The sequence below is a fragment of the Streptomyces sp. CB01201 genome (assembly GCF_002803085.1).
In the GTDB taxonomy this organism is placed as follows: Bacteria; Actinomycetota; Actinomycetes; order Streptomycetales; family Streptomycetaceae; genus Streptomyces; species Streptomyces hundungensis.
Genome location: NZ_NNBJ01000004.1, coordinates 244196 through 270737 on the forward strand (window position 1 = coordinate 244196; position 26542 = coordinate 270737).

25 protein-coding genes are annotated in these 26542 nt (G+C 70.9%); 12 read left to right on the forward strand and 13 right to left on the reverse strand.

What is annotated here, in order from left to right; all coding sequences use genetic code 11:
• Window positions 1-67 precede the first annotated feature (67 nt).
• From CG740_RS39610 to CG740_RS11305, 7 genes are all read right to left on the reverse strand, one after another.
• Window positions 68-223 carry a cittilin family RiPP precursor gene (locus CG740_RS39610; RefSeq protein ID WP_159030274.1) on the reverse strand — a complete coding sequence of 52 codons (156 nt, stop codon included), beginning with the start codon at window positions 221-223 and terminating at the stop codon, window positions 68-70.
• A 207-nt stretch (window positions 224-430) separates the two neighbouring features.
• On the reverse strand, window positions 431-1558 hold the full coding sequence (locus tag CG740_RS11280) for an ABC transporter ATP-binding protein (RefSeq protein WP_100574908.1): 1128 nt from the start codon (window positions 1556-1558) through the stop codon (window positions 431-433).
• 19 nt (window positions 1559-1577) lie between these two features.
• The gene (locus tag CG740_RS11285) at window positions 1578-2645 is read right to left on the reverse strand and encodes an ABC transporter ATP-binding protein (protein ID WP_100574909.1); all 1068 of its coding nucleotides are present in this window, start codon (window positions 2643-2645) and stop codon (window positions 1578-1580) included.
• Window positions 2646-2672: 27 nt separating this feature from the next.
• Window positions 2673-3650, reverse strand: a complete 978-nt coding sequence (locus CG740_RS11290; RefSeq protein ID WP_100574910.1) for an ABC transporter permease — start codon at window positions 3648-3650, stop codon at window positions 2673-2675.
• A 69-nt stretch (window positions 3651-3719) separates the two neighbouring features.
• Window positions 3720-5501, reverse strand: a complete 1782-nt coding sequence (locus CG740_RS11295) for an ABC transporter substrate-binding protein (protein WP_100574911.1) — start codon at window positions 5499-5501, stop codon at window positions 3720-3722.
• Window positions 5502-5530: 29 nt separating this feature from the next.
• Complete coding sequence (locus tag CG740_RS11300; protein WP_100574912.1) at window positions 5531-6568, reverse strand: ABC transporter permease; 1038 nt, start codon at window positions 6566-6568, stop codon at window positions 5531-5533.
• Window positions 6569-6919: 351 nt separating this feature from the next.
• A complete protein-coding gene (locus CG740_RS11305) occupies window positions 6920-9091 on the reverse strand; it encodes a S9 family peptidase (protein ID WP_100574913.1) in 2172 nt (723 codons plus the stop codon).
• 190 nt (window positions 9092-9281) lie between these two features.
• On the opposite strand from CG740_RS11305, the gene CG740_RS11310 reads away from it, so the two are divergent.
• The 8 genes from CG740_RS11310 (at window position 9282) to CG740_RS11350 (ending at window position 16990) form a co-directional block, all read left to right on the forward strand.
• Window positions 9282-9476: a hypothetical protein gene (locus CG740_RS11310; protein ID WP_100574914.1), complete on the forward strand. Its 195-nt coding sequence runs from the start codon at window positions 9282-9284 to the stop codon at window positions 9474-9476.
• Between the two features lie 79 nt (window positions 9477-9555).
• On the forward strand, window positions 9556-10443 hold the full coding sequence (mshB, locus tag CG740_RS11315; RefSeq protein ID WP_100574915.1) for an N-acetyl-1-D-myo-inositol-2-amino-2-deoxy-alpha-D-glucopyranoside deacetylase: 888 nt from the start codon (window positions 9556-9558) through the stop codon (window positions 10441-10443).
• Complete coding sequence (locus CG740_RS11320) at window positions 10440-10847, forward strand: DUF6113 family protein (protein WP_100574916.1); 408 nt, start codon at window positions 10440-10442, stop codon at window positions 10845-10847. The genes mshB and CG740_RS11320 overlap by 4 nt, the downstream gene beginning before the upstream one ends.
• Before the next feature lie 168 nt (window positions 10848-11015).
• Complete coding sequence (locus CG740_RS11330; protein ID WP_159030275.1) at window positions 11016-13172, forward strand: hypothetical protein; 2157 nt, start codon at window positions 11016-11018, stop codon at window positions 13170-13172.
• A gap of 320 nt (window positions 13173-13492) precedes the next feature.
• Window positions 13493-14431 carry an ABC transporter ATP-binding protein gene (locus CG740_RS11335; RefSeq protein ID WP_100574919.1) on the forward strand — a complete coding sequence of 313 codons (939 nt, stop codon included), beginning with the start codon at window positions 13493-13495 and terminating at the stop codon, window positions 14429-14431.
• The gene (locus CG740_RS11340) at window positions 14425-15183 is read left to right on the forward strand and encodes an ABC transporter permease (protein WP_100574920.1); all 759 of its coding nucleotides are present in this window, start codon (window positions 14425-14427) and stop codon (window positions 15181-15183) included. The genes CG740_RS11335 and CG740_RS11340 overlap by 7 nt, the downstream gene beginning before the upstream one ends.
• 86 nt (window positions 15184-15269) lie before the next feature.
• Window positions 15270-16388 carry a sensor histidine kinase gene (locus CG740_RS11345; protein ID WP_234376209.1) on the forward strand — a complete coding sequence of 373 codons (1119 nt, stop codon included), beginning with the start codon at window positions 15270-15272 and terminating at the stop codon, window positions 16386-16388.
• Window positions 16385-16990, forward strand: coding sequence for a response regulator transcription factor (locus tag CG740_RS11350; protein WP_199846410.1), 606 nt, complete (start codon window positions 16385-16387; stop codon window positions 16988-16990). The genes CG740_RS11345 and CG740_RS11350 overlap by 4 nt, the downstream gene beginning before the upstream one ends.
• A gap of 56 nt (window positions 16991-17046) precedes the next feature.
• On the opposite strand, the gene CG740_RS11355 is transcribed toward CG740_RS11350, so the two are convergent.
• The 3 genes from CG740_RS11355 to CG740_RS11365 all read right to left on the reverse strand — a co-directional run bounded on the left by CG740_RS11355 (window position 17047) and on the right by CG740_RS11365 (window position 20082).
• Window positions 17047-17535: a DUF11 domain-containing protein gene (locus tag CG740_RS11355; protein WP_100574922.1), complete on the reverse strand. Its 489-nt coding sequence runs from the start codon at window positions 17533-17535 to the stop codon at window positions 17047-17049.
• A gap of 613 nt (window positions 17536-18148) precedes the next feature.
• Window positions 18149-18979 carry a transglutaminase-like domain-containing protein gene (locus CG740_RS11360; RefSeq protein ID WP_100575089.1) on the reverse strand — a complete coding sequence of 277 codons (831 nt, stop codon included), beginning with the start codon at window positions 18977-18979 and terminating at the stop codon, window positions 18149-18151.
• Between the two features lie 71 nt (window positions 18980-19050).
• On the reverse strand, window positions 19051-20082 hold the full coding sequence (locus CG740_RS11365) for a GNAT family N-acetyltransferase (RefSeq protein ID WP_100574923.1): 1032 nt from the start codon (window positions 20080-20082) through the stop codon (window positions 19051-19053).
• Window positions 20083-20223: 141 nt separating this feature from the next.
• Between CG740_RS11365 and fdxA the strand changes: the two genes are divergently transcribed.
• A complete protein-coding gene (fdxA, locus tag CG740_RS11370; RefSeq protein ID WP_018845645.1) occupies window positions 20224-20544 on the forward strand; it encodes a ferredoxin in 321 nt (106 codons plus the stop codon).
• Between the two features lie 103 nt (window positions 20545-20647).
• Window positions 20648-21745 (forward strand): succinyldiaminopimelate transaminase, encoded by a 1098-nt coding sequence (gene dapC, locus CG740_RS11375; RefSeq protein WP_100574924.1) that lies wholly within the window; start codon window positions 20648-20650, stop codon window positions 21743-21745.
• Between the two features lie 83 nt (window positions 21746-21828).
• On the opposite strand, the gene CG740_RS11380 is transcribed toward dapC, so the two are convergent.
• The gene (locus tag CG740_RS11380; protein WP_100574925.1) at window positions 21829-22278 is read right to left on the reverse strand and encodes an ATP-binding protein; all 450 of its coding nucleotides are present in this window, start codon (window positions 22276-22278) and stop codon (window positions 21829-21831) included.
• Between the two features lie 320 nt (window positions 22279-22598).
• Entirely contained in the window at window positions 22599-23570 is a 972-nt protein-coding gene (locus tag CG740_RS11385) for a hypothetical protein (RefSeq protein WP_234376192.1), read from the reverse strand.
• Window positions 23571-23618: 48 nt separating this feature from the next.
• Here CG740_RS11385 and dapE point away from each other — a divergent pair, with 48 nt between their 5' ends.
• A complete protein-coding gene (gene dapE, locus CG740_RS11390; protein ID WP_100574926.1) occupies window positions 23619-24698 on the forward strand; it encodes a succinyl-diaminopimelate desuccinylase in 1080 nt (359 codons plus the stop codon).
• 147 nt (window positions 24699-24845) lie between these two features.
• Window positions 24846-25607 carry a TIGR00730 family Rossman fold protein gene (locus CG740_RS11395; RefSeq protein ID WP_100574927.1) on the forward strand — a complete coding sequence of 254 codons (762 nt, stop codon included), beginning with the start codon at window positions 24846-24848 and terminating at the stop codon, window positions 25605-25607.
• 7 nt (window positions 25608-25614) lie between these two features.
• Here CG740_RS11395 and folP read toward each other — a convergent pair whose 3' ends face one another.
• Window positions 25615-26499 carry a dihydropteroate synthase gene (gene folP / locus CG740_RS11400; protein WP_100574928.1) on the reverse strand — a complete coding sequence of 295 codons (885 nt, stop codon included), beginning with the start codon at window positions 26497-26499 and terminating at the stop codon, window positions 25615-25617.
• Window positions 26500-26542 lie beyond the last annotated feature (43 nt).

A 26542-nucleotide genomic window follows, 5' to 3' on the forward strand; every position in this document is an offset into this window, starting at 1 on the left:
CCGATGGCCGGGGCATGGTGTTGCCCCGGCCACCGGTTCGGTCATCCGCTTCTCAAGCCGGTTCGGCCTAGTAGTAGATGTACGCCTTGGTGAGACGGTCCTTGCGGGACAGACGGGCGAACAGGGCACCGGTCAGGATGAGCTTGCGCATCTCAATCTCCTTCTCAGCAGGGCGTCCGATCTGGTTATCGGGCCGCGATCTTTCAGCGACACTAATCAACACAGGTGCGGGTTACAAGAGTTGACTTTCGTTTGCCGGGCGGCCTATTGTCCGCGCGCTTGACCGCTGTTCAGCGGCAACGGTTGTCCGCGCACGACGGCGATGCCGGTAAGCGGACGACGGCGAAGCCGGCAAACGGAATGGGCCCGCGCCCGTGTCGTTCGGGGTGTACGGGCGCGGGCCCTGCCGAGCGGAGGCCCGGGACTCGGGTCAATGGGTGTCCGTCGCCTCCTCGATCGCGGCGAGGGCGGGATCGAGGACGACGTCCTCGCCCCGCGCCGCGACCGTCGGTTCCTCGGGGAAGTGGCACGCGGTCAAGTGCCCCTCCCGGTTTCCCTCGATGCGCACGAGCGGCGGTGTCTCGGCGGCGCACTTGTCCTGGGCCTTCCAGCACCGGGTGCGGAAGCGGCAGCCCGAGGGCGGGTTCACCGGCGAGGGCACGTCCCCGGCCAGCCGGATGCGCTCGCGGCCCTCGCCCTCCTCCTCCACCACGGCCTCGGGCACCGCCGAGAGCAGCGCGTGGGTGTAGGGGTGGCGCGGCCGCTGGTAGATCGAATCGCGGTCGCCGACCTCGACGATGCGCCCCAGGTACATCACCGCGATCCGCTGCGAGAAGTGCCGCACGATCGCCAGGTCGTGGGCGATGAACAGGAAGGCGATGTCCAGCTCCCGCTGGAGGTCCTGGAGCAGATTGACGACCTGCGCCTGGATGGACACGTCCAGCGCGGAGACCGGCTCGTCGGCCACGATGAGCTTGGGCTCCATGCCCAACGCCCGTGCCACACCGATGCGTTGGCGCTGACCGCCGGAGAACTCGTGCGGGAAGCGGTTGTAGTGCTCGGGGTTCAGGCCGACGGTCTCCAGGAGCTCGCGGACCCGGTGCTCCACTCCGCCCGGCGGCTTGATGCCGTTGACCACCATCGGGTTGGCGATGATGTCGCCGACCGTCTGGCGCGGGTTGAGCGAGGCGTACGGGTCCTGGAAGATCATCTGGATCTCGGACCTGATCGGCGCGAGGGTGCGTCGGGAGGCGTGGGTGATGTCCTGGCCCGCGTAGACGATCTTGCCGTCGGTCGGTTCCAGGAGCCGGGTGACGAGACGGCCCGTGGTCGACTTGCCGCAGCCGGACTCGCCCACCAGGCCCAGGGTCTCGCCGCGCCCGACGCTGAAGTCGATGCCGTCCACGGCGCGTACGTCGCCGACGTGCCGCTTGAAGAGGAACCCCATGTTGATCGGGAAGTACTTGGCGAGCCCGGTCACTTCGAGCAGCGGTCCGCCGCCGCCGGATCCGGACGCGGGGCCCCGCTGCTTGACGAGGCTGGTGGCGTTCTCACTCATGACGATGTCCGCATCCTTGTCAGCGCAGCCTGGGGTGGATCTGCTCGATGAAGACGGCTTCCTTCTGAGTGGCCGTCAAATGGCAGGCGGAGCCGCGTCGTTCACCTTCGGGAAGCTCGGGCCGGGTGGTGGCGCAGACCCCGCCCGCCACCAGGTCGGTGAAACCGCACCGGGGGTGGAAGGGACAGCCCGGCGGCGGTGAGAGCAGGCTCGGCGGGGCGCCGGGGATCGGTACGAGCGGGGTGTCCACCGAGGAGTCCAGGCGCGGAACCGAACTCAACAGGCCCCAGCTGTAGGGATGTTGAGGCCGCTGCATGACCTCCTTGACGGTGCCGCGCTCCACGCACCGGCCGGCGTACATCACCATCACCTGGTCGGCGGTCTTGGCGATGACCCCCAGGTCGTGGGTGATGATGATGATCGCCGCGCCGGTCTCCTGCTGGAGGTCCTTGAGCAGATCGAGGATCTGCGCCTGCACCGTCACGTCGAGCGCGGTGGTCGGCTCGTCCGCGATCACCAGGTCCGGGTCGCAGACCAGAGCCATCGCGATCATCGCGCGCTGGCGCATGCCTCCGGAGAACTGGTGCGGATAGTCGTCGACGCGGAGGTCGGGCTGCGGGATGCCGACCTTGCGCAGCATGTCCACGGCCCGTGCCCGCGCCTCGCGGCGGGAGGCCCCGGTGTGCTTCATGAAGGGCTCGGCGATCTGCCGGCCCACCGTGTAGAACGGCGAGAGCGCGGCCAGCGAGTCCTGGAAGATCATCGCCATCTTCTTGCCGCGCAGCCGGTTCAGCTGGCGTTCGCTGGCGCCGGTCAACTCCTGCCCGTCCAGCAGGATTTCGCCCTGGATCTTGGTGTTGAGCGGGTTGTGGAGCCCCAGGATCGCAAGGTTGGTCACCGACTTGCCGGAGCCCGACTCGCCGACGATGCCCAGCGTCGAGCCGCGTTCCAGGTCGAAGGAGAGACCGTCGACGGCTTTGACGGTGCCGTCCTCGGTGGCGAAGTGGACGTACAGGTCGCGGACCGACAGGAAGGAGGACGCCGGCCCGGCGACGGGCCCGGCGGCGGTCTGGCTCAGGGTGGACACGGATGGTTCTCCTGGAGTCTGCGGGCGTCAGGCGAGCCTGATCCGGGGGTCGATGAAGGCGTACGCCAGGTCCACGACGATGTTGCAGACGACGATGAGGGTGGCGCCGATGAGCATGACGGCCATCTCCAGGGGCAGATCGCTGCGCAGCACCGCCTGCACCGAGAGCAGGCCGAGCCCGTGCAGGCCGAAGGTGACCTCGGTGATGATCGCGCCGCCGAGCACCGCGCTCAGGTCCACGCCGAAGATGGTGATGATGGTGGCCATCGCGCCCCGCAGCGCGTACCGCAGGAAGACATAGCGCGACGACATGCCCTTGGCGCGGGCCGCCCGGATGTGGTCCTCCGAGAGCTGCTCGACCATCAACGACCGTGTCTGGCGGCTGTAGTTGGACCAGAAGATCACCGACAGGACCAGACAGGGCAGGATCATTCCGGTGACCGACCCCCAGGCGTCGTGCGCCCAGTCCACGTCGTGGCCCCGGTCCAGCCAGCCCAGTTTGGTGGAGAAGAGCAGGATCGCCAGTGGCCCGATGAAGTAGATCTGCACCGACTGGCCGAGCAGCGAGGTGGCGCTCGCGATGCGGTCGAAGACCGTGCCCTGGCGCCAGGCCGAGATGAGGCCGAGCGAGACGCCGATGGTGAGGAAGGTCGCGGCGCCGCCGACCGCGAGGGTCAGCGTGGTCGGATAACTGTCGGCGATCGTGCCCCAGACCGGCTGCTGATTGGCGAAGGAATAGCCGAAACAGGGTGCCGGGCAGTCACCTACGGGCATGTGGCGGCCGGCGAAAATTCCCACCATGTAATGCCAGTACTGGGTCCAGATCGGCAGGTTGAGCCCGAGGTTCTTCCGGATGAGCGCGACATTCTGTGGATCGCATTGTTTGCCACAGGAAAGCAGCGCCGGATCGGAGGGCAGGGCGAAGAAGAGGAAATAGGTGATCATGCTGATAAGCAGCAGGATGACCATGGCACCGAGCACGCGGCGCACGAGGAAACGGAACATGGAATGGCTCTTCCGTCGCTATGCGGTTCCCCCGGCCCGGTCGGGGCCGGGGGAACCGAGCCGCAGGTACTACTGCTTCACGAAGATCGAGTTCGGGTTGATCGTTCCGTAGACCTGGTTGTACGTGACGCCGCCCAGGCCCGAGCCGTACAGGTTGAAGTACTTGTCGAAGATGAACGGGATCTGCGAGGTGTCCGTCTGCAGGACGTACTCGGAGAGCTGCTCCCAGGCCGCGGCCTGCTGGGTGAGGTCGGTGATCTGGTTGATGCGGTCGATCTCGGAGTTGACCTTCGGGTCGTTCAGGAACGAGTAGTTGTTGGTGCCGTCCTGAAGGTTGCGCCCGTCCATGGTCGGCGGCACGACGGTCGAGCCGTTGGGCCAGTCCGCGCCCCAGCCGGTGCGGTACATGTCGTACGGGGTGTCCACCTTGCCGACCACCGTGTAGTACGACGTCGGGTCGATCGCCTTGCGCTCGACCTTGAAGCCGGCCTTCTCCAGAGCCTTCTGGATGGTCAGCGTGACGGTGTCCCAGCGCGGGGTGTTGGCGTACGCGAGGGAGATCTTGTACGGGGTGGTCACGCCCGCGTCCTTGAGCAGCTGGAGCGACTTCTCGGGGTCGCCCATCGGCTTGGCGAGCTTGCCGAACGGGTCGAACTTCTTCCAGCCGGCCACGGTCGGGCTCAGCAGCGTGGTGCCGAGGTCGCCCTGCGCACCACCGCCGAAGGCCTGCTGGACCTGCGACATCGGGAACGCGTAGGCCAGCGCCTGGCGGACCTTCGGGTTCGTGATCCGCTTGGTGTTGAGGTTGAACACCTCGACGTACGGCTGGTACTCGTTGACCGTCCGGCCCTTGTACTGCGGGTCCGAGGTCAGCGTCTGCATCTTCGACGGATCCGCGGAGCCCGACATGTTGATGGCGAACTTGTCGGTCCCGGTGTCGGCGGAGAGCCGGTTGGTCAGACCCGGCTCCGCGATCCCCAGCTGGAACTGCCACTTGTCCGGGTAGGCATTGCGGATCGGGTCCGTCTTCGGGTCCCAGTTGGTGTTGCGCACGAAGGTCAGCGACTTGCCCGGCTGGTAGCTCTCGATCTTGTACGGGCCGGTGGAGACCGGGTGGTTGTTGTACTTCTGCTTGTCGTCCTTGGCCTTCGGGACCGGCGAGATGTTGGGCATCGCCATCGCGTACGGGGTGTCCGCGTGCGGCGCCAGGAAGTGGAAGACGATCGTCTTGTCGTCCGGGGTGGAGATCTTCGCGTCCGGGATCTCCTTGCCGTCGTACGGGCCGGCGTACTGCTTGCGGTAGTCGGCCCCGTACAGCCACTTCTGGACGTACTGCGGGCCCTGCGTCTCGTAGTCCGAGAAGAGCCGCTCGATGCCGTACTTGATGTCCTTGGTGGTGATCGGCGTGCCGTCCTCGAACTTCACCCCGTCCTTCAGGGTGTACGTCCAGGTCTTGGAGCCGTCCGACGGCGTGCCGCTGTCGGTGGCGAGGTCGCCGACGACGATCGTCTTGCCGGTCTTCGGGTCGATCTTGTAGCCGGTGAGCGAGCGGTTGTAGAGCAGCTGCACGGACAGCTGGTCGCTCACGTACTGCTGGCCCGGGTCCAGATAGTCGAAACCGGCCTGGTCGAGGCTGTAGGCGGTGCCGCCGTTCTTGGCGCCGTCGACCGCCGGGGCCGGCCCGGTGGAGTCGGCCTTGGTGCCGACACCGAAGTTCGTCACCGTGGCCTTCTTGCCCGAGTCGGAACCGCCGCCGCCACCACTCGCCCCGCCGCTGCTGCACGCGGCGGTCAGCGCCAGTGCCCCGACCGCGAGGACCGCGGAAACCTGGCGCGCCTTGTTTATTCTCATGAGTTCCTGCCTGTCAGGATGATCGGACTTCAGCGCACGGTCTTGGGGTCGAGAGCGTCCCGGACCGAATCCCCGAGCAGGTTGAACGCGACGACGAAGACGACCATCGCGATGCCGGGGAAGAACATGAAGGTGAGATCGGAGTCGTAGTACGTGGCTCCGGACTGGAAGAGCAGGCCCCAGTCGGGCGTGGGGTTGTGCACCCCGACGCCGAGATAGGAGAGCCCCGCCTCCGCCGTGACGTTGACCGGCAGCAGCAGGGTCGACTGCACGAGCACGGTCGACCAGATGTTGGGCAGCAGCTCCTTGCGGATGATGCGCCAGCCCGAGGCGCCGCTGAGCCGGGCCGCCTCGATGAACTCGCGCTCCCGCAGGGAGAGCACCTGCGCCCTGATGAGCCGGCCGATCGTCATCCAGCCGAGGATCAGCTGGACCAGGATCAGTGCCACCACCCGGACGTACGTCGGCTCGTCGTCGGTGGGCGAGACGAACAGCGCCACGATCACCGGCGTGAAGGCGATGAAGAACAACTGCTGCGGGAACGACAGCATCAGGTCCGAGAACCGGCCGACGAAGTAGTCGGTCCTGCCCCCGAGGTACCCCTGCACCAGCCCCACCAGGACCCCGATGATCACCGCGACCACGGTGACCGCGAGGGCGATGAGCAGGGAGGTGCGGATGCCGTAGATCAACAGCGTGAACACATCGCGGCCGAGGTGCGGTTCGAGGCCGAACCAGAAGTCCCCGTCGATGCCACCGTTGGGCTTGAGCGGAGTGCCGTAGCTGTTCAGCAGCCCGCGGTCCTGCCCGTACAGCTGGTAAGGATCTTTTCCGTACAACTTGGAGATGAGTGGAGCAGCCAGCGCGATCACAATGAATCCCAGAACCGTAAAGGCACATAGGATTCCGACCTTGTCGCGTTTGAACCGGATCCACGCCAGACGCCCCGGGGAGCGTCCGACAAGCTCACTCGTCTTGACTTCTAAACCGTCGGCCGGGTCGGGGTTTTGTCCCTCGCCGGGAAGTGGACCGGATGGTTCCATGGCAGCTCTGGTGGAACTCTTCATTCGCATTGCCCTCCGCACAGGAAGGATTCAGCAGGCGCCACTGCGTCATTTGTTGATCGGAACATTCATGCGTGCGGCGGCGCCAGTCAAGGGGTTCGAGCAGGCCAAGGCGAACTCCCCGGATAACTTGGCCCAAGATTTCTGTCTTCGGTGCGGCGGCGTGCTTGACAGCCTCCTGGGCAATCCGGAATCTCCCGCTAAAAGGGCATCAATTTCCTTAACACACAGGCAACATGCCCGTCGCGGCGCCGATATGCGGACATGGCACGGTGAGCACCGTACGGCCGTGCGGGTGCCGTGGCCGGCCGGGCGCCTCCTGGGGGCCCGGCCGGCCGTCATCCGGGACCGGATCTAGGCCGGTGCGAGACCCAACGAGCGCCGCAGGAAGTCGACTTGGAGCAGCAGGAGGTTCTCGGCCACCTGCTCCTGCGGGGTCATGTGCGTCACGCCCGTGAGCGGCAGCACCTCGTGCGGGTGACCGGCCGCGAGGAGCGCGGAGGAGAGCCGCAGGGCGTGGGCCACCACCACGTTGTCGTCCGCCATGCCGTGGATGACCATCAGCGGACGGGCCGGATCGGCGCCGCGCGTCAACTCGCCTTGTGAGACGAGCGAGTTGGCGGCATAGGCGGCCGGGTTCTCGGCGGGGTCGCCCAAGTAGCGCTCGGTGTAGTGGGTGTCGTACAGCTCCCAGTCCGTCACGGGCGCGCCCGCGATCCCGGCGTGGAACACATCGGGCCGGCGCAGCACCGCGAGCGCGGAGAGGTAGCCGCCGAAGGACCAGCCCCGCATCGCGACCCGGCCGAGATCCAGCGGGTACGTGCCCGCCAGGCCGTGCAGCGCTTCGATCTGGTCGTCCAGGGCGAGCGTGAAATCGCCACTGATCGACTTCTCCCAGCCGGGCGAGCGGCCCGGGGTTCCGCGTCCGTCCGCGACCACCACCGCGAAACCCTGGTCCGCGAACCACTGCGAGGCGAGGTGCGCGTTGTGCGCGGCCACCACCCGCTGTCCGTGCGGACCGCCGTACGGATCCATGAGTACGGGCAGCGGTCCATCGCCCTCGCGGTAGTGGGACGGAAGCAGCACGGCGCACGGGATGCGCTGCGCGCCCCCTTCGGTCAGCCGGAGCGACACCGACAGGCATGGGGTGGCGGCATATGACGCGATCGTCGCCGGCTCCTGGCCGTCCCGCAGCACCCGGACCGTCACCCCCGGGCGGTCCGGCCGGGCGGAGCTGAGCACGGTGACCGCGCCGGACCGTGCGGCCGTGTGGACTCCGGCTCCCTCCGAGACGCGTTGGGTACCCAGCTCGTTGACGCGGTACACATGGATCTCGCCGGTCTCGGGAGCACTGCCCGCGGACGAGGGGGCCCCGGCGCCCGCGGACGCGGAGATCAGCACATCGCCGGCGCCGATGTCGAGCACCGCCCTGACGTGCAGTTGCGGCCCGGTCAGGGTGCGGTCGCCCACGGCGAGGACCCGCGCCCCGCCCTCGTCCGCGATCCGCACCAGACGCCCGTCGGGCGCCCAGGCCGGGACGCCGGGAAGCAGTTCGAGCCAGTCGGCGTCCTCGTCGACGTGCACGGTCCGGGTGGTCCCGGAGTCCGGGTCCACCGTGAGGTGGTGCTGGACGCGCTGGTCCCGGGACTGGACGAGCAGCAGCGGAGCCCCGTCCGAGGACCAGTGGACCCTGGCCAGATAGGGATGGCGGACGCGGTCCCAGACGACCTCGGTACGGCTGCCGTCGAGCGCGTACAGGAAGAGCCGCACCTCGGCGTTGGGCGTGCCCGCCGCCGGATAGGCGACCCGGGACGGCTCGTGCCCGGGGTTGGCCGGATCCGCGATCCACCAGCGCCGCACCGGCGCCTCGTCCGCGCGGGCCACCAGGAGGCGGTCCGACGCGGGACTCCACCAGTGGCCGCGCGTGCGGGACATCTCCTCCGCCGCGATGAACTCGGCCAGCCCGTACGCCACTTCGGGCGACTCGGGCTCGGCGAGCGCCCGGTCGCCGTCGCCCTCCGCCCCCACCACCCGCAGCGCGCCCCGGGCCACATAGGCCACGTGCCGGCCGTCGGGGGAGGGACGGGGGTCGAGCACCGGGCCCGGCACCGGCAGCTCCCGCGCGGTGCCGGCCCGCAGCTCCGCCGTGAACAGCCGCCCCGACAGGGCGAAGGCGGCCAGCTCCACGGCCGCGTCGGTGGCATAGCCGACGATGCCGGCCGAACCCTCCCGGCTGCGTTCGCGCCGGGCCCGCTCCTGCGCGGAGAGGCGCTCCTCGGCGCCGCCGAGCAGCGCCTCGGGGTCCGCGGCGATCCGCTCCTTGCCGCCGCGCGCCAGGTCGAGCACCCACAGCCCATGGGTGCGTTCGGTGCCGGACGGCGAGCGCAGGAAGGCGATCCGCTCCCCGTCCGGCGACACGGTCACGGCGCGGGGCGCACCGAGCGTGAAGCGCTGGGTGCGTGCCGACTGCCTGGGGAACGAGAGCTGCCCGGGGTCCTCCGGGTGCTGGGATGCGGTGGTCGTCATGAGGGGAACCTAGTCGCAGGCTGTGCGACCCGCTCGGCCGCGAGCCACGTGCGCCCCTTGTGCGCCCGTGCCCCGATCAATGCGGTCCCACGGATAGTTATGATCCGTAGCACTCAGTGGGTATCAACCTGCTGCCGTACACGCGTTGCTGGGTCCGTCCGACCACCGGAACAGATGGAGGTGAACCGCCGTGGCACTCTCGATTTCGGCGGTGGTGCTGCTGGCGATCGTCGTCTTCCTGCTGGTCCGGAAATCCGGGCTCAAGGGCGGACACGCGGCGATCTGCGTCCTGTTGGGCTTCTACCTGGCGAGTTCGTCCATCGCCCCGACCATCAGCCAAGTGACCAGCAACGTGGCCGGAATGATCGGCGGTATCAAGTTCTAGCCGGGGCGGCCCTCACCGATCCCCGCGAGCGGCCCGGCGGCCGGGGCGCGGCCCGGCCCCGGCCTCGTAGGCTTGCCCCATGTCGGAACTACCCGCCCGCCGTCTTCTCCTGGTCCACGCGCACCCGGACGACGAGTCGATCAACAACGGCGCCACCATGGCCAAGTACGCCGCCGAAGGCGCGCACGTCGCCCTGGTGACCTGCACGCTCGGCGAGGAGGGCGAGGTCATCCCGCCGGACCTCGCCCATCTCGCGCCCGACCGGGAGGGCGGCCTCGGCGCCCACCGCATCGCCGAACTCGCCGCCGCGATGAAGCACCTGGGCGTCACCGACCACCGCTTTCTCGGCGGCCCCGGGCGCTTCCACGACTCCGGGATGATGGGCGTCGAGCAGAACCACCGCGCGGGCGCGTTCTGGAACACGGACGTGGAGGACGCCGCCGGGTACCTCGTAGAGGTGATCCGTTCGCTGCGCCCGCAGGTCCTGATCACCTACGACCCGGACGGCGGCTACGGCCACCCCGACCACATCCAGGCGCACCGGGTCGCCATGCGCGCCGCCGAACTCGCCGCCGAGCCCGGCTACCGCACCGAGCTCGGCGAGCCGCACACCATCGCGAAGATCTACTGGAACCGGGTGCCCCGCCCGGTCGCCGAGCGGGCCTTCGCCGAGCTGCGCGCCGCGAAAACCGACTTTCCCGGCATTGCCGCCATCGACGATGTGCCGGGCGTAGTGGACGAGTCGGACATCACCGCCGAGATCGACGGCACCGCCCACGCCGCCGCCAAGAGCGCGGCGATGCGCGCGCACGCGACCCAGATCGCCGTCCAGGGCCCCTACTTCGCGCTCTCCAACGACCTCGGCCAGCCGATCTTCACCACCGAGTACTACCAACTGGCCGCCGGCGTGCCCGCCGTCGAGCCCGGCCGGCGCGAGCACGATTTGTTTGAAGGGGTGGGCGAATGAGTACGCGTACGGCCATGGACGACACGAGGACGCCCTCAAGGGCCGCCCGCATCGCGCTGTACGCGGGGCTCGCCGTCCTCGGGGCCCTCGTCGCCGCCGCCGGGGCGCTCGTCCAGGCGGCCTGGTTCCCGGGCGGCCTCGTCCTCGCGCTCGCCGGCGCGGTCGGCCTGTTCTACTCCGGTACGCAACTGACCGGCGCCCGGGGCGGGGTGGGGGCGCCCGCGGCCGGCTGGCTGGTCACGGTCGTCCTGCTGACCACTTCGCGCCCCGAGGGCGACTTCGTGTTCGGCGCCGGAATGGGCTCGTACGTCTTCCTGCTCGGCGGAATGGTCGCCGCTGTGATCTGCGCCACGATCGGCGGATTCGCGCAACCCGGCGCTCCGGCCGCCCGACTTGGCAAGTGACGTGCACGGCCGCCGCGACGCAGTAGAGGGGGACGGGGTACGCCTTCTCGGGGCCGCCCCGTACGCGGCGGCGACGGCCAGTATGGTGGTGCGCGCCGCCGAGCCGCCCGTACAGAGGCACCACAAGAACGAGACCGGGTGGCGGAGCCGATCGGGAGAGAACCAGCCTTGAGTCGTGAAACTGACAGTTCGTCCTCCGGCCCCCAGGGCCGGGGCACAGCCGGGTATCCGTCGGGTACCCCGCCCTACGGAACCCCGTCGTCACCGGGCCAGGACACTCCTGAGGCCACCGGCGAACCGGACGAGCCGAAGACCGAGACCACGCTGACGACGCGGATCCGCATCAACATCCCGGGCTCGCGCCCCATTCCGCCCGTCGTGATGCGTACGCCGATGAGCGACATCGCCAAGGCGCCCGAGGCGGACGGCGTGAGCGAGCGCACCGGTTCGGTGCCCCGGCCCGAGGCTCCGGCCCCGGAGCCCGAGGAGCCGGCCGCCGGTGAGAAGCCCGCCAGCGACTGGTTCGCCCCGCGCAAGTCCGCCTCGGCGCCCGGCTCTTCGACGACCCCGCCGGGCGGCACCCCGCGGCCGGACCTTCCGTACTTCTCGGACGGGCCGGGCGCCGCCGCGCCGAACGGCGGCACCGCCGCCCGAGCGAACGGCCTCGGCGGCTCCGACGGCTCGCTTCCCGGTGCGCCCTCCGGGCCGACCACGGGACCCGTCACCGGGAACGCGGCGCTGCCCGTCCGGCCCGTGGGCAACCGGCCGGGCGCCCGGCCGGGCCCGGAGGCGCGGCCCGGCGAGCCCTCGCTGTTCGGCGCCGCGCCGGGTCAACCCCCGGCTCCGGCAGCCGACTTGGGGAGCGGCCCGGACCAGCGGCCGCGTCAGGGTGCCGACCTCGGCTTCGACGAAGGGCCGCGTCAGGGAGCCGACTTGGGCTTCGGCGAAGGGCCGCGTCAGGGAGCCGACTTGGGCTTCGGCGAAGGGCCGGGCCCTGGCGAGGCCGCCCGCCCCGGCCAGAACCCGCTGACGTCGCCGGGCGGCAGCCACCCCTTCGCACCCGGCGGGCCGGGCCCGGCCCCCGTCCTGTCGGACGACACCGCGATCCTCACCCCGCAGACCCCGGCGCCGAGCCCGCTCACGCACTCCGTGGGCAACCCGCTGGCGAACCCGGCGGTCAACCCGGCGGCCCCCGCCCCGGGCGGCCATGTCTCCGGCGACACCCTCACCAGCGGCATCCCGGTGGTCCCGCCGGAGCACCGGGGGGCGTCCTTCCCGGCCGGGCCCGCCATGTCGCCCGGCGGCCCGACGCTCACCCCGCCCCCGGCCGCCGGCCAGGACGCGGCCGAGCCCCCGGCGGCGCCCAAGAAGACCTCCGCGCCCGCCAAGAAGAAGGGCCGTTCCAAGCTGGCCCTGCTCGGCGGTGGCGTGATCGTCCTGGCCGGTGTCGCGTACGGCGCCGGTCTGGTCCTCAACCACTCCGAGGTCCCCAAGGGCACCACCGTCCTCGGCGTCGACATCGGCGGCGGCACCAAGGAGGCGGCCGTCTCCAAGCTCGACCAGACGCTCGGCAAGCGCGCCAACCAGCCGCTGCACCTCACGGTCGACGGCAAGCAGGAACAGCTGAAGCCGGAGATCGCGGGCCTGTCCCTGGACACCCAGGCGACCGTACGGGCGGCGGCCGGCAGCGACTACAACCCGGTCTCCGTCATCGGCTCGCTGTTCGGCGGCAAGCGGGTCGCCCAGCCGGTCTTCCCCTTCGACGAGGAGAAGCTCGGCGTCGCACTGACCGACCTCGCGGGGGCCTCGGGCTCCGCGTCGGAGGGCACGATCAAGTTCGTCCCGGGCAAGGCCGTGGCCGTGCCGGGCAAGGCGGGCAAGTCGCTCGACGTCAACCGCTCGATGATCGCGGTCAAGGACGCGTACCGGACGCTGGTGCAGACCGGCAAGGCGGACGCGGTGCCGCTGCCCGTCGCGGTCCGGCAGCCGACCGTCGGCCAGGCGGAGATCGACCGGGCGATGGAGGAGTTCGCCAAGCCTGCGATGTCCGCGAACGTGACGATCAAGGCCGGCGGCAAGTCGCTCCCCTTCGGCCCGCTCAAGTCGCTCCCCAAGATCCTCTCGATGAAGGCGGACAACGGGAAGCTGGTGGAGGTCTACGACAAGGCCGCCATCACCGAGCTGATCGGCAGCACCTTCAAGGGTGTGATGGTCAGCGAGGGCGGCCCGAAGCACGAGGTGTCCGCGGACGACGTGGCTGCCGCCATGAAGACGGCGCTCCGGGGCAAGACGACGGCTCAGCGGACCGTGACGATCGGGGAGTAGCCCCTTCCCGGGCCCCGGCTTCGGCCCCGGCTGGGTTCCGCTGCGGCGGAGGGGGTCGGGGCCCGGGGGTTCGACTGCGGGCCCGTCGGGGTGTTCGCGCGGTTCCCCGCGCCCCGGGTCTCGTTTCGTCCGTCCGCTGTGGGTGGTTGCTCGCGCAGTTCCCCGCGCCCCTGTAGGGCGCCCGGTGTCGCGGGGCAGGGGGGCTGTCCCTCTGCCCCTGTAGGGCGCCCGGTGTCATGTCGCTGGGCATGACATCCGTCATGCCGGAGTCACGACGCACGCCACTGCCGTCGTGCGGGGGCTTGGGCGAACCTGGGGGCATGACGCAGACAGCACCAGCCGCCGAGCGGACCGCCCAGTCCGTGGTGAGCTTCGAGAACGTGAACAAGAGCTACGGCGACGTCCGTGCCGTGGCCGACCTGTCGCTGCGGCTCCACCCCGGCGAAACGGTCGCCCTGCTCGGCCCCAACGGCGCCGGCAAGTCCTCCACGCTCGATCTGCTGCTCGGGCTGCGCAACGCCGACTCCGGCACCGTCAGCCTCTTCGGCATGACGCCCGCCCAGGCGATCAACGCCGGAAAGGTCGGCGCGATGCTCCAGAGCGGCGGCCTGATGGAGGACGTGACCGTACGCGAGCTGGTCAAGCTCGGCTGCGATCTGCACCCCAAGCCGCACCCGGTGGCCGAGGTCATGGATCGCGCGGGGATCGCCCAGATCGCGGACCGCAAGGTCAACAAGCTCTCCGGCGGCCAGGAGCAGCGCGTCCGCTTCGCGCTCGCGACCGTCGGCGCCAACGACCTGATCGTCCTCGACGAGCCGACCACCGGCATGGACGTCACCGCCCGGCAGGCGTTCTGGGCGACCATGCGCGAGCAGGCGGCGCAGGGACGTACGGTCCTGTTCGCCACGCACTACCTGGAAGAGGCCGACGCCATCGCCGACCGGGTGCTCGTCCTGCACAAGGGCCGCCTCCTCGCGGACGGCACCGCCGCCGAGATCAAGGCCAAGGCCGGCGCCCGCCGGGTCAGCTTCGACCTGGAGGGTGCCATCGACGAGGCCGCCCTGCGCGCCCTGCCCTTCCTCTCCACCATCGACATCTCGGGCCGTACCGTCCGCATCCAGTCGCACGACGCCGACGCCACGGTGCACGCGGTGTACGGGCTCGGCCTCTACCCGCGCAACCTCGAAGTCGCGGGTCTCGGCCTTGAGCAGGCCTTCGTCGCCATCACCTCGGCCGAGGAGGCCAACGCAGCATGCTGACCAAATTTTTTTCCGGGGCGCTGATCAAGCTGGAAATCACCCGCACCCTGCGGAACAAGAAGTTCATGTTCTTCTCGGTGGTCTACCCCTCGGTGCTCTATCTCCTTTTCGCGGCCTCGCAGAACAGCACCGACAAGGTCAAGGGCACCGATCTCACCTTCCCCGCCCTGTACATGGTCTCGATGGCGTCCTTCGGCGCGATCACGGCCGTGCTCATGGGCAACAGCGAGAAGATCGCCAAGGAGCGCGAGAAGGGCTGGGTACGCCAGCTGCGCCTGACCACCCTGCCCGGACGCGGCTACGTCCTGGCCAAGATCGCCAGCGCGGGAGTCGTGACCCTGCCGTGCATCGTGGTCGTCTTCCTGGTGGCCGCCGTCACCAAGGGCGTCCGGTTCGAGGCCTGGCAGTGGGGCGCCCTGACCGTCGCCATCTGGGCGGGCTCGCTCTGCTTCGCCGCGCTGGGCGTGGCCATCGGCTACATCGCCAGCGGTGACGCGGTCCGTCCGATCACGATGATCATCTACTTCGGCATGTCGATCCTGGGCGGCCTGTGGATGCCCAGCACCGTCTTCCCGCAGTGGCTCCAGAACATCGCGGAGTGGCTGCCCACCCACGCGTACGCTGCCCTCGGACAGGCCATCGAGCTGGGCGACGCCCCGCACGGCAAGGACCTCGCCATCCTCGTCTTCTACTTCCTGCTCTTCGCGGGCGGCGCGGCATGGCTGTACCGGAAGGACACCCTGAAGGCGTGAGTCCCGTGAACCAGGGTCACAGCAGGGCGCCGGCGGTGCGGATCGGGCTGAGCCCCGAGACGCGCCGCCAGGTGTGGCAGAAGCTGATGTGGGTCGGCGTCTGGCTGGCCTTCATGAGCGCCCCGATCGGCGATCTGCTGGACGGCAGCCACACCACCGTGGCCACCGTCCTCGGCTGGATCGGCCTCGTCGGCTTCGTGACCGTCTACCTGGCCCTGGTGCTGCGGCACACCGCGCGTCCGATGACCACCGCCACGGTCTACAGCCTCCTCGCCCTCCTGGCGGCCGTGGCCCTCGCGCTCTCCCTGACGCTGGGCTCCTCCTGGCTGGTGCTCTTCGTCTACGTGTCCGTCTCGTGCGGTGCCACGCTGTCACTGGCCCTCGCGACGTGGGCGATCCTCGTGACGACCGCCACGATGACGGTGATCGGCACGCAGGTCGCCCACGTCGGCGACGTCGTGCCGGGCCTGGCCATCCCGGCCCTGCTCGGCGGCTTCGCGATGACCGGGGTACGCCATCTGATCCGCACCTCCGTCGAACTGCGCGAGGCACGGGCGACCGTGGCCCAACTCGCCACCAACGAGGAGCGGTTGAGGATGGCGCGCGATCTGCACGACCTGCTCGGACACTCCCTCTCGCTCATCACGCTCAAGAGCGAGCTGGCCGGACGGATGCTGCCCGACCACCCCGACCAGGCGGCCAAGGAGGTGGCCGACATCGAACAGGTCGGCCGCCAGGCGCTGGCCGACGTACGGGCCGCCGTGAGCGGCTACCGCCGGATGACCCTGCCGGCCGAACTCGCGGGCGCCCGTACGGTGTTGAACGCCGCGGGCATCCAGGCGGACGTGCCGACCGAGGCGCCCGAGGGGCTGCCCGCGGCGGAGGAGGAAGTCCTCGCCTGGGTGCTGCGCGAGGCTGCCACCAATGTCGTACGCCACAGTGGCGCCCGGCACTGCACGGTCACGCTCGAAGCCTGCCAGACGCTGGACGGACGGTTCCTCGAACTGCGCGTCCAGGACGACGGGAAGCCGCGCCCCGGGGCGCCGGCGCCGGACCCGGGCCATGGCCTCACGGGGCTGAGGGAGCGCCTGGAAAAGGTGTCCGGTGTCCTGGAGGCGGACGCGGGACGCAAGGGCTTCACGCTCACCGCCCGGATCCCGCTGATTCCGGACGCGTCCGGAATCCCTCTAGTATCCGGCCCATGATCCGACTTCTCCTGGCCGAAGACCAGTCCATGGTCCGCGAGGCCCTCGCCGCGCTGCTCGGCCTGGAGCCGGACATGCGGGTGGTCGCGCAGGCCGCCCGGGGGGACGAGGTCCTGGACGCGGCCCGCGCCCACGACGTCGATGTCGCCCTGCTCGACATCGAGATGCCGGGCCGTACGGGCATCGAGGCGGCGGCCGATCTGCGCCGCGAGCTGCCGGCCGTCAAGATCGTCATCCTGACCACGTTCGGACGGCCGGGCTATCTGCGCAGCGCCATGGAGTCGGGCGCGGACGCCTTTCTCGTCAAGGACGCCCCGGCGGCCCAACTCGCCACGGCGGTGCGCAAAGTGCTCGCCGGGGAGCGGGTCATCGATCCCACGCTGGCCGCTGCCGCGCTGGCCGAGGGGGCGAACCCGCTGACCGACCGCGAACGCGATGTGCTGCGCGCGGCGCAGAACGGGGCGACCAACGCGGAGCTGGCCACGGCGCTGTCCCTCTCACAAGGCACGGTCCGCAACTACCTCTCCATGGCCATCCAGAAGCTGGCGGCCCGCAATCGTGCGGAGGCGGTCCGTATCGCTCGCGAGAAGGGCTGGCTGTAAGGGTGTTGAGAGGGGCCGGTGGGGTGCGCCCACCGGCCGGGGGTGCTCTCAGCGGCTCAGCAGCTCACCAGCAGCAGGGTCAGCGCGGAGCAGATGTGCACGGCGGAGTTGTTGCCCGGGTCCGGGTCGGCGGGGGTCAGGTCGACCAAAGCGGCCGTGACCGGGAGGTTGCCGCTCGCCGTCAGGAGGCCGGCGTGCAGCGTCAGCTTCTTGGTGACGGTGGCGCCGGAGGGGATCGCGCCGAGTGCGCAGACGGCGGTCCGGTTCGTCCTGTCGATCGTGCAGCCGGACGCGGCGGGGGCCGTGAACCCGGCCGGATAGCTGAACCACACCCGGGCGGCGCTGACGGCCGAGGGCCCGGCGTTGGTGACGCTCGCGGTGAAGGTGGCCGCGTTGATGCCGAGGCCCTTCGGGGAGGCGTCGAGCGAGACGGCCAGATCGGCCTGGCCGGTGTCCGCGCCGGCGGGGGCGGCGGAGCCGAGGGCGAGGAGGGGGAGGAGGAGGGCGGGGGCGAGGCGGGCGGCTATGCGTCTGAGGCGTGGCAAGGTGACTCCCGGAGAGGTCGACGGGGCATGGCTGCGCCCGCTCAACAGGGCTTCAGGTACGCCCTGTTGAGGTCGCGCCCACAGATTGTGACCGCTGCCGGGCGCCCCGGCAGGCGTTTCCCCCCGCCCCGCCGGATTGGCCGAATCCGATCCCCTGGGGCTCTGCCCCTGCCCCGGGGGCATTTTGCCCACCCTGCCGCCCGCCTGTGCAGCGGATTCAGGGTTCGGCCCCCGGGGCTGCACCCCAGACCCGCTGCGGGGGCTTCGCCCCCTGCACCCCCGTTCGCGCCTGAACGGCGCTCGTCCTCAATCGCCGGACGGGCTGAGGGTGCTCGATGCGGGCCGGCACCGAAGCATCCCGGGCCACCTTTTGGGGCGCGAGGAACTGCGCGAGAAGCGATCACGGTCCGCAGGTGGAGGCGGTTTTTTGGGGCGTGGGGAACTGCGCGACCAGCCACGCACGGCCCGCATGTGAAGTCGGGTTTCAGGGGCGTGGGGAACTGCGCAATCAGTGGGCCCAGCGTCCCCAGGGCGAGCCACCCGCGCTCAGGGCGAGCCACCCGCAGCCCGGGCGAGCTACCCGCGCTCAGGGCGAGCCGAAGGCCCCCACGCCTCAGTTGAGCATCGCTCGCGCGGCGAACGCGCGGCGGCGGATCGCGGACGCCGCAGCCGGATCCACCGGATCCAGTACCGCCGCGTAGGCCTCCAGCTCCACCGCCCCGGCCGCGAACTCCCCTCTCCGGACCAGGAGTTCGGCCCGTTCCAGGCGTAGCGCGGCCGGGTGGGAGGGGAGCAGCAGGGAGAGGTCCACCGCCCAGAGGGCGACCGCGCTGTGTTCGGGGCGGGCCGCGGCCCAGGCACGGATGTTGTTGAGGATGCGCAGTACCGTCTCCAGCGGCGCGGCCGGGCTCAGCATCGACTCGTCGAGGCCTGCCCCGGTGGCCCCGGCCACCAGAAGCTCCGTATCCGAGCCGGTCAGGAGCCTGCCTCCGTCGAACGGGTCGACGAGGACCCGGTCCTCGCGCGGGCCGAACCCCACCACGAAGTGGCCCGGCAGGGCCACCCCGTACACCGGCGCCCCGGCCCGCCGGGCCACCTCGATCCAGACCACCGAGAGCAGGATGGGAAGGCCGCGCCGGCGTCGCAGCACCTCGGGCAGCAGGGACGAATCCAGACGCTCGTAGTCGGCGGCGCTGCCCCGGAAGTGGCAGGCGGAGCCCAGGAGTTCGGCCGTGGCCGCGGCCCAGGACCGGGCGTCCGCCAGGCCGTGGGGGAGCAACCCGGCCAGCCGGTCCAGTTCGATCTGCGCCGCGTCGATGCCGCGTTGGCCGAGCTCGGGGTCCGCGACCGCGGCGAGGAGCAGACAGAGCCTCCCCACGTCGGGACGTTCCGAGCGGGCCTCTTCGGCGAACTCCCGCCGCCAGTCGGGGTTTTCCGGATCCATGTCGTCCATGTCGTCCATGTCGTCCGGATCGGCCATTTCGTCGGGCTCGTTCATGCCGGCCTCGCCACCGGTCAGCCGGTGCCGGCAGCGGCACCGGCACCGGCACCGGAGGGGGCCCGGAAGTGGTGGTAATTGTGGTGCGTCGCGAAGCCCAGGCCGCCGTAGAGCGCGCGGGCGCCCGCGTTGTCCGCCTCCACCTGGAGCCAGGCCGCCGACGCGCCCTCGTCCAGGGCCCGGCGGGCGAGCGCCGCCATCACGGCCGTCGCGAGACCGCTCCGGCGCCGCGCCGGGTCGACCTCGACCGCCATGAACCCGGCCCAGCGCCCGTCCACCACGCACCGCCCGATCGCCGCCGGCGCCGCACCCTCGCCCGGGATCGAGGCGAACCACACGGAAGGCCCGCTGCCCAGGACTTTCAGGACGTGCTCTCCGGGCTCCGCGGAGCGCTGGTAGCGGCTCAGCCACGCCGCGTCGACGCCGCGCTCCAGCCGCACCCCGGACACGTCCGCGTCCACGTCGCCGATCGGCGCCAGTGCCGCGATCCGTACCTCGGCGCTCACCTCCCGTTCCCAGCCCGCCCGTTCGAGCTCCGCGCCGAGCACCTCCTGGGTCCCTTCGGCACCCGTCGCGGTCTGGACGTAGGCGGGCAGGCCCCGCGCCGCGTACCAGTCGCGTACGCGGCCGAGGGCGTCCGGCAGGGGCAGGCCCGGGTCACCGAGGGGGAGGGCCGAGTTCGCCCGGCGGGTGAAACCGGCCGCGGCCCGCAGCGTCCACTGCCCGAGCGGCTCGCTCTCGACGGGCTGCCAGGCGCGCGCGAGCACCGGGGCGAGTTCGGCGAAGGAGGCGGCCGGACCGCGGCGGCGGGCCGGCGCGGGCGGCACGACCTTGCCGGCGACGAGCGTCGTCTCGTCGACGAGCACCGTCTCACCGCTCTTTCGTGTGATCGACAACACACCGTTGTCCCACGAGGTGAGCACGCCGACCGTGTCCGTGAACAGCGAGCCCGGGGTTCCGCCGGAGCTCAGGCGCCGGACTGATACGCGTTTGCCCGTATCGGCCGCCGTAATTCGGACCTCAAGCCGTCCGCCGGTGGTGAATTCCACAGGTCTCTCCGCCCCTCCTGTTCGGATCGTGCCCCGAACCGGAGATACTAGGTGCGGGCATCGACGACGCCGCGCTCCCGCGCGCCACGTGGACGGAGCCGCAGATCGGCCCGCCGCGCCCTATCGAGGAGGAACGACAGCGTGACCTACGTCATCGCGCAGCCTTGTGTCGACGTCAAGGACAAGGCGTGTATCGAAGAGTGCCCGGTCGACTGCATCTACGAGGGCTCCCGGTCCTTGTACATCCACCCGGATGAATGCGTCGACTGTGGCGCCTGCGAGCCGGTGTGCCCGGTCGAGGCGATCTTCTACGAGGACGACACCCCGGACGAGTGGAAGGACTACTACAAGGCGAACGTGGAGTTCTTCGACGAGCTCGGCTCGCCCGGTGGCGCCTCGAAGCTCGGCCTGATCGAGCGGGACCACCCCTTCATCGCAGCGCTGCCGCCGCAGAACGGCTGATCGCGCTTCCCCGGTCCCCGTACGGCGCAGCTGCCGTACGGGGCCGCGGTGTTTCCCGGCGCGGCTCGCACAGCACCGTACGTACGAGAAAGTGAGCACTTCCGTGAGCGCAGTCTCCTCACGCCTTCCCGTCTTCCCCTGGGACAAGCTGGAGCCGTACAAGGCGACGGCCGCGGCCCACCCGGACGGCATCGTGGACCTCTCCGTCGGCACGCCCGTCGACCCGGTCCCCGCGCTCGTCCAGGAGGCCCTGGCCGGGGCGGCGGACTCGCCGGGCTATCCCACGGTGTGGGGCACGCCCGCGCTGCGGGACGCGATCAAGGGATGGCTGGAGAAGCGTCTGGGCGCGCGCTCGGTCGAGCACACCAACATCCTGCCGGTGGTCGGCTCCAAGGAGCTGGTGGCCTGGCTGCCGACCCAGCTCGGGCTCGGCGCGGGCGACCAGGTCGCCTACCCGCGGCTCGCGTACCCGACGTACGAGGTCGGCGCGCGGCTGTGCGGCGCCGAGGCGGTCGTGTACGACGACCCGACGGAGCTGGACCCGACCCACCTGAAGCTGCTCTGGCTCAACTCGCCCTCCAACCCGACCGGCCGGGTGCTCGCCAAGGACGAACTCGTCCGCATCGTGGCGTGGGCCCGCGAGCACGGCGTGCTCGTCTTCTCCGACGAGTGCTACCTGGAGCTGGGCTGGGAGGCCGAGCCCGTCTCGGTGCTGCACCCCGACGTGTGCGGTGGCGGCTACGAGGGCATCGTGGCCGTCCACTCGCTGTCCAAGCGCTCCAACCTGGCGGGCTACCGGGCCGCCTTCGTCGCCGGTGACGCCGAGGTGCTCGGCGAGCTGCTCCAGATCCGCAAGCACGGCGGCATGATGACCGCCGCGCCCGTGCAGGCGGCCACCGTCGCGGCCCTGGGCGACGACGCCCACGTACAGGAGCAGCGGGCCAGGTACGCGGCGCGGCGCACGGCGCTGCGCGAGGCTTTGGAGCGGCACGGCTTCCGCATCGAGCACAGCGAGGCCAGCCTGTACCTGTGGGCGACCCGCGACGAGGGCTGCTGGGAGACGGTCGCCCACCTCGCCGGGCTCGGCATCCTGGTGGCGCCCGGCGACTTCTACGGCGAGGCCGGGGAGCGGTTCGTGCGGGTCGCGTTCACCGCGACCGACGAGCGCGTCGAGGCGGCCGTCAAGCGCCTCGCGCGGTAGCGGCCGGCCGCCTCACCGGCGTTACGCGAAGGGGCCCGAGGAGTGTGTACTCCTCGGGCCCCTTGGCATCACCCGCGTCCCGGTCAGCCGAGGGGCAGGCCCTTCAGGGGGAGCTGGTCGGTGCTCGGCACGCCGTGGGTGGGCAGGTTGCCGCCCGGCAGGCCGCTCTGGGTGGCGGTCTTGGCGGCCGAGCCGAGGATGTCGCCCGCGCTGCCCGCCGCGTCGCCGGCCGCCTTCTGCGCGGCCGGGGTCGCCACCTTGCCGGTCTGCCCGACCGTCTTGCCCGCGGCCGGCACGGCCTTCTTGACGGCCTCGGCGCCGGTGTTGCCGGCCATGCCGGTGGTCTTCTGGGTCACCCCGTCCACGGCGTTGCTGACCGAGCTCGGGTCCATCTGGGTCAGGCCGCTGAGGTTCGGGGCGACCTGGGGGACGTCCACGGCGCTTGCGGAGCCGGCCGCACCGACCACGGGCGCTGCACCTGCCGCGATGAGCAGCGCGGCGCGGGCGATCCGACGGGTCAGGGGGAGGGACATGGTGCTCCTTCAGACGGGTTGGAAATGTGTCGCTGTCCGGCGTTCGGACGCAGTGACAACCGTCTTGAGGGGAGGGGAGGTTGCGGTGGGCCCGGGTAAAGAGTTCCCAATGCGTCGCATTATCTACTCTGGATAAAAGCGGGCAATTGATTCATTGGCATGGGGAGTGACGGTCCGTCAGATCCCTTTGCCCGCAAGGGAATTGACGGTTCTGCCGAGTGGAATCCGGACGCGGGTGCGAAACCCGGAACCGGGAATGCGGCGGTACTTCGGTCGAGTGCCCGGCCGAACGCGTGACCGGGGTGTGACGCGGGGCCGGTCTAGGGCGCGAGGGTGATCAGTACCTCGTGCGTGCCGTCGGCGGGGGCGCCCACGGCGGTGCCCGGCCCGGGGGAGGCGGAGGCGCCGGCCGGCCCGGTGGTCCAGCCCCGGGCCGATTCGTCCGCGTTCCAGACCCGGCCCGCATAGCCGACCCGGGCGATGTGCAGCGCCTCTGCCTGCGCCACCGCCCAGTGCGCCAGGGCCCAGCCGCGTTGCTCCGGGCCGGTGCCGGAGGCCGCCGCGCTCTCGGTGACCCGCACCGGCACGGCCACGTCCTGGCCCGCCCCGGCCGGCTGCCGTGCCGCGACCACGCCCTCGCCGAACGCCTTCGTCAGGTCCGTCCGCACTTCCGCGGGGTCGCCGGGCCGTACGTTCTTGGCCACCGTGCAGGTCAGCGAGGCAGCCTGGCGGCCGGTCAGCGCGGCCGTGAGCACCGCCGCGTCCGGCTCGTGCTTGGCGTACGCCTGCGGGAAGCCGCTGCGCTGCACCTTCTGCGCGGCCACGGTCAGCGGAAGCCGCGAGTAGCCGGGGACCTCGGCGAGGTGCTGGTAGAACTTCCCGGCCGAGTACACCGGATCCATGATCTGCTCGGGGCTGCCCCAGCCCATCGAGGGCCGCTGCTGGAAGAGGCCGAGCGAGTCCCGGTCGCCGTGGTCGAGGTTGCGCAGACCCGACTCCTGGAGGGCGGTGGCCAGCGCGATCGTCACGGCCCGCTCCGGCATTCCCTGGGCGAGCCCGACGGCCGTGATCGTCGCCGCGTTCCCCGCCTGCTCGGGGCTCATCCCGAAGGTGGCGCCCTGTCCGTCGCCCGTCCCCGCCACACATCTGGGCGCCCCGGGGCCCCCGCTCACGTACTGCACCACCAGGTACCCGGCGAGCGCGAGCAGCACGGCGACGGCCGCGCCGACACGCAGGAGGCGGCCGTGTCGGGAGGGGCGCGGGAGGTCGCTGAGCTCGGACACGGAGCCCACCGTACTGGAGCGCGAAGGCCCCCCGGCCTTGGCGTTAGGGTCGGACGCATGGCCCAAACCACCCTGGATCTCACCGCGGACGCGCCCACGCTGACCGCCCGGCTCGTCGACTTCGCCTCCGTCAGCGGCGACGAGAAGTCGCTGGCCGACGCCATCGAGCACGAGCTGCGCAAGCTGGCCCACCTGACCGTCGACCGGCACGGCAACAACGTCGTGGCCCGCACGAACCTGGGCCGGGCCGAGCGGATCATCCTGGCCGGGCACATCGACACCGTGCCGATCGCCGACAACGTGCCCTCCCGGCTGGACGGGAACGGCGTGCTCTGGGGCTGCGGCACGAGCGACATGAAGTCGGGCGTGGCGGTCCAGCTGCGCATCGCGCAGACCGTGACCGAGCCCAACCGCGATCTGACCTTCGTGTTCTACGACAACGAGGAGGTCGCCGCCCACCTCAACGGCCTGGGCAAGATCGCCGAGGCCCGCCCCGAGTGGCTGGCCGGCGACTTCGCGGTACTGCTCGAACCCTCCGACACCGAGGTCGAGGGCGGCTGCCAGGGCACCTTGCGGGTGCTTCTGAAGACCAGCGGCGAGCGCGCCCACTCCGCCCGCAGCTGGATGGGCTCCAACGCCATCCACAAGGCCGCCCCCATCCTCGCGAAGCTGGCCGCCTACGAGCCGCGCCGCCCGGTCATCGACGGTCTGGAGTACCACGAGGGCCTCAACGCGGTACGCATCGAGGGGGGCGTGGCCGGCAACGTGATCCCGGACGCCTGCACGGTCGTCGTCAACTACCGGTACGCGCCCGACCTCAGCGGGGAGCAGGCGCTCGCCCACGTCCGCGAGGTCTTCGCGGACTGCGACATCGCCGAGTTCGTCGTCGACGACCACTCGGGGGCGGCCCTGCCCGGGCTCTCGCACCCGGCGGCCGCCGCGTTCATGGCGGCGGTCGGCGGCACGGCCCGGCCCAAGTTCGGCTGGACCGACGTCGCGCGCTTCGGCGACCTCGGCATCCCCGCGGTCAACTACGGGCCGGGCGACGCGCTCCTGGCCCACAAGCGGGACGAGCACGTCGTCGTCGAGCGGATCACCCGGTGCGAGCAGCGGCTGCGGGCCTGGCTGACCGACTGAGCCGGCTGCCGGAGCCCGTCAGGGGCGGGCGGGCCCTTCTTTCCAGCCGTCGGTAGCGGTGTGGCCTGCCGGAATTCCGCCATTCGTCATGTTCGCCGACCTACCCTGGCTGAGCACGCGCAACATCGTCAGCGGAGGGAGCACGGCATGGCCAACCCCGAGGGAAGCCCGTTTCCGGCGGAGCAGCGGCTCGAACAGCGGCTCGGACCGGTGCTGCGCCGCCGCGATCAGGTCCAGGCCGGCACCACCGATCAGCGTCTCCTCGACTCCGAGGGGGACTCGCAGTGGGTGCACACCGACCCCTGGCGGGTCATGCGCATCCAGTCCGAGTTCGTCGAGGGCTTCGGCGCTCTCGCCGAACTGCCCAGCGCCATCAGCGTGTTCGGCTCGGCCCGCACGCCGGCCGGATCACCCGACTACGAGGCCGGCGTGCGGATCGGCCGGGCCCTGGTCGACGCGGGCTTCGCCGTGATCACCGGCGGCGGGCCTGGCGCGATGGAGGCCGCCAACAGGGGAGCGCGGGAGGGCAACGGCATCTCCGTCGGCCTCGGCATCGAGCTGCCCTTCGAGCAGGGGCTCAACCCGCACGTCGACATCGGGATCAACTTCCGCTACTTCTTCGTGCGCAAGACCATGTTCGTCAAGTACGCCCAGGGTTTCGTGGTGCTGCCGGGCGGACTCGGTACCCTGGACGAGCTGTTCGAGGCGCTGACCCTGGTGCAGACGCGCAAGGTCACCCGGTTCCCGATCGTGCTGTTCGGCACGGAGTACTGGGGCGGCCTCGTCGACTGGCTGCGCACCACCGTGGTCGGCCAGGGCAAGGCGTCCGAGGGCGACCTCCTGCTCTTCCACGTCACCGACGACGTGGACGAGGCGATCGCCCTGGTCACCAAGGAGTCCGGGCGCTAGGCAGGCCTCAGGCGAGCCCCCGGCGGGCCACCGCCGGGGGCCGGTGGCCCGCGATCGAGGCCACCATGTCCAGGACCTGACGGGTCTCCGCGACCTCGTGGACGCGGTACACCCGGGCGCCCAGCCAGGCGGAGACCGCCGTCGTCGCGAGCGTCCCGATCACCCGTTCCTTCACCGGGCGGTCCAGCGTCTCGCCCACGAAGTCCTTGTTGGAAAGGGAGACGAGGACCGGCCAGCCCGTGTCGGCCATCTCCTCCAGACGCCGGGTCGCCTCCAGGCTGTGCCGGGTGTTCTTCCCGAAGTCGTGCCCGGGGTCGATCATGATCCCGTCCGGTCGCACGCCCAGCTCGACGGCCCGCTCGGCCAGTCCCAGGGTGACCCGCAGGATGTCCGCCATGACGTCCTCGTACGCGATCCGGTGCGGCCGGGTGCGCGGCTCCACCTCGCCCGCGTGGGTGCAGACGAGACCGGCGCCGTAACGGGCCGCGACCTCGGCGAGCTTCGGGTCGAAGCCTCCCCACGCGTCGTTCAGGACGTCCGCGCCTGCCTCGCAGACCGCGGCGGCCACGTCGTGCCGCCAGGTGTCCACGCTGATGACGACCTCGGGGAAGCGCCGGCGGACCTCGGCCACGAACCCGACCGTGCGCCGCGCCTCCTCCTCGGCGGTGACCTCCTCGCCGGGACCCGCCTTGACCCCGCCGATGTCGATGATGGCCGCGCCCTCGGCCACCGCCTGCTCCACGCGGGCCAGCGCGGGCTCGTCCCGGAAGGTCGCGCCCTGGTCGTAGAAGGAGTCGGGGGTCCGGTTCACGATGGCCATGATCACCGGTTCGTACGCGGTGAATTCGCGCCGGCCAAGCCGCAGCGTGCCGCGGTCCGTTCCGCTGTGCATCCCCTGTTGATCCTTTGCTGTGGGTCCGGCCGTTGTTCGCCTG